This window comes from Beijerinckia sp. L45 (genome assembly GCF_009765775.1).
Classification (GTDB): domain Bacteria; phylum Pseudomonadota; class Alphaproteobacteria; order Rhizobiales; family Beijerinckiaceae; genus RH-AL1.
Genome location: NZ_LMUU01000098.1, coordinates 43612 through 50400 on the forward strand (window position 1 = coordinate 43612; position 6789 = coordinate 50400).

The following is a 6789-nucleotide window of genomic DNA, read 5'->3' on the forward strand; positions in this document are numbered from 1 at the left end:
AATTGCGGGCCTCCACGGCGCTCCTGCGATTCCCCATGAAGACGATCGCGATCAAGAAGGCGGTGCCCGCGCCAAAGCCCTTGCATATCGTCACAGCGCGCCCGCGAGGCGGCCAAGAACTTACAGCCGACCGTTTGAAAACACGTGAAAACCGGCCTTATCAGAATTACCGACTAGGCCCGCGATAAATATTCCGACAATCCCTTTTGGAGATAAGTTTTGACCACCACCTCTACAACGTCAACTGCTACCGACACGCCAAGCGCTACAACGACTACTGCCCCGGCAGCTGTAACGACCCCGACAGCCACTACCGCGCCTACAGAAATCGCAAAGTTGATCGCGCAGATCGACGCGCTTAAGGCCACCGTCGAGGCAAACATCGCCAGCATTGAGTCGATTGCAGCGAAGGCTGTCGAAGAGCGTGCAGCAAGCATCGAAGCGCGCATCGCGGTAATCCAGGCTGCGGTGGACGCGAAAACGAAATCGATCTGGGCCAAGATTTTTGGCGGCAAATAGCCCGCGCATGCCTCAGCCCACCGGCATCGCCTTTTCCGCGCGCATCGAGGCAGACCTGATGATGATCGCTCGGCACATCCACTACGCGTCCCTGCACCTCGATAGAGGCGGCGCCGCATCCAGCATTCCAGAGCTTCTGCACGATCTGCACGAGGTCGTATCGCAGCTGAAAGACGATACGACGGCCCTGGAGGACATGTGTAGTGATTGGGCACAAGAGGCCGCACGCTGACGGTTGTGACGCTATCCTAAGAAGCAATCAGGAGTTAGGTATGCCCGTGATATGCATCAACTTGAAAGTGGGTGGGCACATGGCGCGCGTGGATCGAAGCGAAGAGTGGTACGCCAAGATAGCCGCGATCCCGCCATGGCGCCGCTTCCTATATAATTGCATCGCAGCCGCTCCTGTTTTCGTTTTTGTCGCAGCATTCTACGTACAAGCTGCATCTTGTAACGCTGGAGCAGTCATCGCTTACACCATTATTGCGAATAGCTTTGCGATAGCTGGCTCAATTATCTGGTTGGTTGTCTCTCACCCGCGTTTGCCTCGCAAATATTCCGCACTTTCACCTTCGAAGCGTCTGATGGTCATTTTTTGCGCGGCAGCTATCGGCATTGTTCTAAAATTGGTTCTTGCTTCAGCAGCGAGTAACGTTGACAGGCTTCAAGCTCATCGTTGTCTTAGACAAAAACCCACGCAGGATGCTACGTTTTCTTCCGGCGTTTAGCCGCGTTTGGGCGGTGACGACGTTGTGATTCCTGCATGAGGAATATCAGCCGCTCGACCAGCCTCTCTGTTCTCTCGCTCATATGACCACCTTCGATGCTTGTCCAATATGTGAGCATCACATGGTGGTAGATCAGGCTGGTGCTAGGCTGGCGTTACGAAATAAACAAATGGTAATACTGCGCGGACCATAAGCTTAAGCTTGCAGCCGCTCGGTAGGATAGGCCTCTACCGAGCGGCTGGGCTGCAACGTGAACCGTGGGGGGAGCAGAATTGCAGCCATCTTTAGTCTGCACTCAGCGACGCAGAGCGCCAACACACACATTTGTGTGATCACAAACGGAATAACTGATACGCTTATTTGGAAAATACTGCACAGCTTACCACGGCTTGTCGCGTTCAAGTTCTTTCTACGCTGACGGTGGCCTTTGGGTTATGCATGGCCTGCCTGCTGAGCCAAAAATTGCTCCGCCTTCGAAAGCGCCTCACGCAACGCATGGATCATTTGCAAATTCAACCCAAAAGCCACCTCGCCCGACTCGGCTGTTCGGAGCACTAAAGCCGCCCCATCAGGCGCGGCCGCCGCTTGGCAACCAATGACTGTTACAGCCAACATGTCACGTGTCTCAGGCTTATTCATCAATTTACCCTCGCTTCACTATTTTGCCGTCGCCGCCCTGGACCACCTAGCATGAAATCAAGTATTCTCAGAATGAGCCAACCCGGCAGAACGCCAAAGGCCAGAACCCTCGCAAGGTTGCTGTAATACGGCTCGTATATTTGTGTTGGACGAGAGGTATAATCCGATATTTGCAGCTTTACGCTCTTATCATGACTTGCACAATCGTAGTAGGCTATGGTTTTGTCCAGCTCGTCAGAGCCGCTCGCATATTGACCGGACCAATACCTTTTGCACTCTTCTTTGAAAGCAGCAAAACCGGCTTGTTCCTTCTCTGCCTGTTTGGAAAGATCACTGTAGTTCACAGCGAAGTGAACTCCAAATAGAACGACTGCTATCGCAGCTAGGCCAAGCGCACATCTTTCACACCATACCATCGAATTTGCTCCCCCCTTGCCACTTTATCACAGCTGCCGGACCGCTTGTAGCGTCGTCCGTTGGGTTAAGCTTCAGCTCGCCAAGATCAGATATGCGACCAGGATTGGCCTGACTGAGCAGCGTAAATTGCCGACCGGGAAACTTTGTGCTGAGCAGCCAGCTCGCGAACGGTCAATCCGGCCGCGTTGCAGCGGATCATGAGGATATCCATCTCGCAGAGTTTTGCGCTGGGGTTGCGCTCCCCAATCGCCTCGGTGCCGTGGGCTCGACGATCATTGCAGTTATCGATGTGCGTCGTGTAGCGCAGCTCAGTAAGACGGTTGTCGGTAGGATCGCCACTGCGGTGGGCGATTTCGCAGCCATCGGGACGCGGGCCGACGAACGCCTGCATCACCAGAGTGTGGACCGCTCGATCAACGCGCTTGCCATCCTTCCACAACGTCAGCCCAAAATACTTCAGCCGACCCTCACTTGTCGAACGCCTGGGCTTCATGATCTTGCCGATACGCGTCCAGCTTACGTCACGCCCTATCTTTGGATTAAACTGTGTAACGAGACGTGTCACCGATCGAACCCGGCCCATATCCGAGACTTCGTAATAGCCTTCAAACCCAACAACTTCTTTCCATACCTCATTTGTGTAATCGTCAAAGCAATAGATTGTATCGTCCATATATCCTTCAAGCGGCAATATTGTACGAATATTTACCGGATTGAGCGGATAGACGCCTAATAAGGCCCGTTTTCGGATGTTTTTGTAGAACGGTCTACGACAACAACGCTAGCGCTGACCTTTGCCATGCGCATTGTGATCGCGCCAATCTGCACGAACGGTCACGCGGCGCCCACCACATCGCGAGCATATGAAGCGTCGATAACGAGGAACGTGGATGAAGATCATCTCATCCGGCAGCGCCAGCTCGTCGAACGTAAACGCGCGTTCGTGTGGACAACCAAGCTGTGAGCACTCGACAGTTAGTCGCTTCAGTCCGTGACGACGGCTGTCGCCCACTGTCGGCAGATCGCGATCGAGCGGGCGTTCTCGTTTCATTCTTATATCGAACGTCACACGCACGACGAGTCAACCGTCCTGGCGCGAGCCTCTAGGAAGCCCGCTGACGGCGATCGACGCGCGCTGGCGTCAAGCCGTTGCAGAAAAGCCTCGACGACCCTCCACGGCCACGGCACGGGCTGCACAGGTGGCATTTCTGCCACAGAAACCGGCGGGTCCTCCTCCATAGCACCCTCCAGGCGGGGAGTGCCCGCCCTCGATGCATTTCTAGGTGCGAACCATCGTCCGGTGTCCGCACCGGCTAAATACCAACATGAACAACACCGCCACCGAGCCGACGCTCATCGAGACGATCGCCATCGCCATTGACGAGGCCAATATCCAGATCATGAAGTTGCTCACGGATCGCGACGCGCACCGTTCGATCGCAAAATATTGCGACACCGAGATCGCGATCATCCGTGACCAGATTGTCGCGCTTGAAAAGACGCTCGACGGCGTCCGCCGCTTACCGAAGGCAAATTGAGCGAAGGCATCTCACAGCGAGAATTCGCACGACGCGATCAATGCGACGAGAAATTAGTCAGGCGCAAGGTCACGCAGGGCTACCTCATCCCCAACGCGGACGGCACGCTTGATCCGGGCCTCGTCGGAACAGATTGGCGAAAGCGGCCGAAGAAACCCGCGCCGATCGCCGACATCGAGCCGGAGATCGTCGAGGCCGACGAAGATGCAGTGGACGCGCACGCCGAGCGCATCGCTAGCCAGCTCGTCACCAGTCCAGACTTCGTCATGTTGAGCGAAGCCCAGGCCAAGCAGAAGAAAGAAAACTATCTCGCCCTGCTCAAGCAGCTCGAATACGACGTGAAATCGGGCGCCGTGGTCCTTGTCGAGGATGTCGCGTCGGCCGTCGTCGCCGAATTTGCGCGCGTTCGGAACAAGCTGCTCAGCATTCCGACCCGCGTCGCGCCGCGCGCATCGATCCTCAAGACCGCGAACGAAGTGAAATCCCTGTTGGAGGCCGAGATTGTCTTGGCGCTTCAAGAATTGAGTTATGACGTACAAGCTGACCAAATATAAAAACGGTTCAACTGCCCTCGTTGCTGCGCTCCGCAAGGGAATTTTAGAGGCATTAAAGCCGCCGACGCACCTATCGTTAAGCGAGTGGGCTAACACGTACGCGCATCTCTCTGCTGAGACCTCGGCCGACGCGGGCAAGTTCCGATCGTTCAAGTACCAAGACGGCATCATGGATGCGGTCACCGATCCGAGCGTCACTCAGATCACAGTGATGAAGTCGGCTCGCGTCGGCTACACGAAAATCCTCGACCATATCGTTGGCTACCACATCGCGCACGATCCAAGCCCAATCTTGGTGGTGCAGCCGACCGTCGCCGACGCCGAAGACTACAGCCGCACTGAGATCGCGCCGATGCTCAGGGACACACCCTGTCTGGCAGCAATTGTCGGCGATCTGAAAGCGAAAGACTCAGATCAGCGCGTCGCAAAACGGATGTTTTCCAACGGGTCGTCGATATCGTTCATCGGCGCAAATTCTGCCGCTGGATTTCGCCGCATCACGGCGCGTGTCGTCGCCTTCGACGAGGTTGACGGTTACCCAGTCGGCGGCGCTGACGACGAAGGTGATCAGATCGCGCTCGGTATCAAGCGCACCGAGACTTTTTGGAACCGCAAGATCATCCTCGGCAGCACGCCGACCCTGAAGGGCTCGTCGAGGATTGAGAAGAGCTTCCTGGAGAGTGACCAGCGCCGCTACCATGTGCCCTGCCCTCAGTGCGGCCACATGCAAGTTCTGAAGTGGGAGAACATCCGCTGGGACAAAGACGTGGATGAGGCCGGAAAAACCACGAAGCACTACCCTGAGACCGCGTATTTCGTGTGCGAGGATGCGGGCTGCATCATCCAAGAGCACGATAAGCCGAAGATGATCGACAACGGTGAGTGGATCGCCGAAGCACCGTTCACGGGCCATGCTGGTTTCCACATCTGGGCGGCGTACTCGTTGTTCCCGAATGCGGCGTGGCGTTTCCTCGTCGAGGAATTCTTGCGCGTCAAACACGATCCGACGCAGCTTCAAACGTTCTGCAACCTCGTGTGGGGTCAGACGTGGGAAGAGCAAGGCGAGACGGTCAGCGCTGGCAACCTCCAGGCCCGCGTCGAAAATCACGACGGCGATACGATCCCCGAATCCGTAAAAGTTCTAACAGCGGGCGTGGATACTCAGGACGACCGTCTCGAAGTGAAGATCGTCGGCTGGGGCGCGAAAGAAGAAGCCTGGGTCGTTGCGACCGAAGTCCTGCTTGGTGATCCTTCCCAGCCCCACGTATGGGCTCAGCTCGATGCGGTCCTCACCGATCGCTACCATAGCGCAGACGGGCGAACGCTCCGCATCCGAGCGACCTGCGTCGATTCGGGTGGCCATCACGCGGCAATGGTCTACTCTTTCTGTAAGACGCGGAAGAAGCAGAACGTCTACGCGATCAAGGGCGCCGCTGGACCGAAGACGATCTGGCCAAAGCGGGCCAGCAAGGGCGGAAACAAGGGCGCCGACACCGTTTACATCGTCGGCGTAGATACGGCAAAGGAAGCCATCTATAGCCGCCTCCGCATTCGCGAGCCCGGCCCAGGTTACATCCACTTCGGCGCCGATTGTGACGATGAGTATTTTCTCCAGTTGACGGCCGAAAAGGTGGTCACCCGATACCGCGCGGGCAGACCATTTCGAATTTGGGTCCCAATCCGCGCGCGAAACGAAGCGCTCGACCTATTTGTTTACGGTCTTGCGGCGCTCAAAAGCCTGGGAACTCGTCTCGATCGTCTTGAAGGCATGCCCAGCGAGACTCCCGAACCCAAGCCGATCCCCGCGCCCATTGCTGACGAGATCAAGCCGCTGGCATCGTTGAACGCGCCGCAAGAAGTCAAACCATCACCTCGCTACCGGCCTCAGCAGCAACAGAAAGGTTTCCTCGGCGGATCGAACCGGGGATGGCTGCATAAATAGCTGAATGACGACGACAACAACTGATCCAGCAACGCAACTGCGGATCGCTCAACTTCAAGGCCAGATCACCGCTCTTCAAGACGCCATTGGCCAGGGTGCCACCCGCGTCTCCTATGACGGTCGTAGCGTAGATTACGCTTCGATCAACGACATGAAGATGGCGGTCAACTACGTCACCGGCATCCTCAACCAGCTGCTCAACCCGAATTACCGCAAGCCCACTGTCGGCCGCGCGGTCTTCCGCAACGGATACCGGTATCGGTTCGGCGGATACCGAGGTCTATGAGCGATCGTAGAGGCTGGTTCAAGCGCGTCGCCAGCTACGTCACGAACAAAGCGCCCGAAACTCATACGTCCGAGCCAACGACGCCTGCCAAGACCGGCAAGCGCATGTACGAAGCTGCCGTCAACGCGCCCTTCCCGGCTGCGAACATGGGTGGCCGGGGCTTGTT

12 protein-coding genes are annotated in these 6789 nt (G+C 56.6%); 8 read left to right on the forward strand and 4 right to left on the reverse strand.

The features are described from left to right. From GSQ79_RS28955 to GSQ79_RS10345, 4 genes are all read left to right on the forward strand, one after another. The coding region (locus GSQ79_RS28955; RefSeq protein ID WP_210253051.1) for a hypothetical protein at positions 1 to 188 on the forward strand (188 nt) is incomplete at its 5' end. 148 nt (positions 189 to 336) lie between these two features. Then, positions 337 to 519 carry a hypothetical protein gene (locus GSQ79_RS10335; RefSeq protein ID WP_158808631.1) on the forward strand — a complete coding sequence of 61 codons (183 nt, stop codon included), beginning with the start codon at positions 337 to 339 and terminating at the stop codon, positions 517 to 519. A 7-nt stretch (positions 520 to 526) separates the two neighbouring features. After that, positions 527 to 751: a hypothetical protein gene (locus GSQ79_RS10340; RefSeq protein ID WP_158808632.1), complete on the forward strand. Its 225-nt coding sequence runs from the start codon at positions 527 to 529 to the stop codon at positions 749 to 751. A gap of 40 nt (positions 752 to 791) precedes the next feature. Further along, positions 792 to 1247 (forward strand): hypothetical protein, encoded by a 456-nt coding sequence (locus GSQ79_RS10345; protein ID WP_158808633.1) that lies wholly within the window; start codon positions 792 to 794, stop codon positions 1245 to 1247. A gap of 432 nt (positions 1248 to 1679) precedes the next feature. Here GSQ79_RS10345 and GSQ79_RS10350 read toward each other — a convergent pair whose 3' ends face one another. The 4 genes from GSQ79_RS10350 to GSQ79_RS10365 form a co-directional block, all read right to left on the reverse strand. Beyond that, positions 1680 to 1889 (reverse strand): hypothetical protein, encoded by a 210-nt coding sequence (locus GSQ79_RS10350; protein ID WP_158808634.1) that lies wholly within the window; start codon positions 1887 to 1889, stop codon positions 1680 to 1682. Next, on the reverse strand, positions 1886 to 2230 hold the full coding sequence (locus tag GSQ79_RS10355; RefSeq protein ID WP_158808635.1) for a hypothetical protein: 345 nt from the start codon (positions 2228 to 2230) through the stop codon (positions 1886 to 1888). The genes GSQ79_RS10350 and GSQ79_RS10355 overlap by 4 nt, the downstream gene beginning before the upstream one ends. 158 nt (positions 2231 to 2388) lie before the next feature. Next, positions 2389 to 2976 (reverse strand): NUMOD4 motif-containing HNH endonuclease, encoded by a 588-nt coding sequence (locus GSQ79_RS10360; protein WP_158808636.1) that lies wholly within the window; start codon positions 2974 to 2976, stop codon positions 2389 to 2391. Between the two features lie 108 nt (positions 2977 to 3084). Then, entirely contained in the window at positions 3085 to 3354 is a 270-nt protein-coding gene (locus GSQ79_RS10365; protein ID WP_158808637.1) for a hypothetical protein, read from the reverse strand. Positions 3355 to 3628: 274 nt separating this feature from the next. Here GSQ79_RS10365 and GSQ79_RS10370 point away from each other — a divergent pair, with 274 nt between their 5' ends. Genes GSQ79_RS10370 through GSQ79_RS10385 form a run of 4 tightly spaced genes read left to right on the forward strand, consistent with a single transcriptional unit; the run spans position 3629 to position 6623 of the window. Then, on the forward strand, positions 3629 to 3841 hold the full coding sequence (locus tag GSQ79_RS10370) for a hypothetical protein (protein WP_158808638.1): 213 nt from the start codon (positions 3629 to 3631) through the stop codon (positions 3839 to 3841). Beyond that, positions 3838 to 4395 carry a hypothetical protein gene (locus GSQ79_RS10375; RefSeq protein WP_158808639.1) on the forward strand — a complete coding sequence of 186 codons (558 nt, stop codon included), beginning with the start codon at positions 3838 to 3840 and terminating at the stop codon, positions 4393 to 4395. Before GSQ79_RS10370 ends, GSQ79_RS10375 begins: the two co-directional genes overlap by 4 nt. Next, positions 4370 to 6337 (forward strand): phage terminase large subunit family protein, encoded by a 1968-nt coding sequence (locus GSQ79_RS10380; RefSeq protein ID WP_158808640.1) that lies wholly within the window; start codon positions 4370 to 4372, stop codon positions 6335 to 6337. Before GSQ79_RS10375 ends, GSQ79_RS10380 begins: the two co-directional genes overlap by 26 nt. Before the next feature lie 4 nt (positions 6338 to 6341). Next, the gene (locus GSQ79_RS10385; RefSeq protein ID WP_158808641.1) at positions 6342 to 6623 is read left to right on the forward strand and encodes a phage head-tail joining protein; all 282 of its coding nucleotides are present in this window, start codon (positions 6342 to 6344) and stop codon (positions 6621 to 6623) included. Positions 6624 to 6789: the final 166 nt, after the last annotated feature.

Coding starts and splice junctions, on each gene's coding strand:
- GSQ79_RS10345 (WP_158808633.1), top strand. CDS start 792: ATGCCCGTGATATGCATCAACTTGAAAGTGGGTGGGCACATGGCGCGC.
- GSQ79_RS10365 (WP_158808637.1), bottom strand. CDS start 3,354: ATGAAACGAGAACGCCCGCTCGATCGCGATCTGCCGACAGTGGGCGAC.
- GSQ79_RS10380 (WP_158808640.1), top strand. CDS start 4,370: ATGACGTACAAGCTGACCAAATATAAAAACGGTTCAACTGCCCTCGTT.
- GSQ79_RS10370 (WP_158808638.1), top strand. CDS start 3,629: ATGAACAACACCGCCACCGAGCCGACGCTCATCGAGACGATCGCCATC.
- GSQ79_RS10340 (WP_158808632.1), top strand. CDS start 527: ATGCCTCAGCCCACCGGCATCGCCTTTTCCGCGCGCATCGAGGCAGAC.
- GSQ79_RS10360 (WP_158808636.1), bottom strand. CDS start 2,976: ATGGACGATACAATCTATTGCTTTGACGATTACACAAATGAGGTATGG.
- GSQ79_RS10385 (WP_158808641.1), top strand. CDS start 6,342: ATGACGACGACAACAACTGATCCAGCAACGCAACTGCGGATCGCTCAA.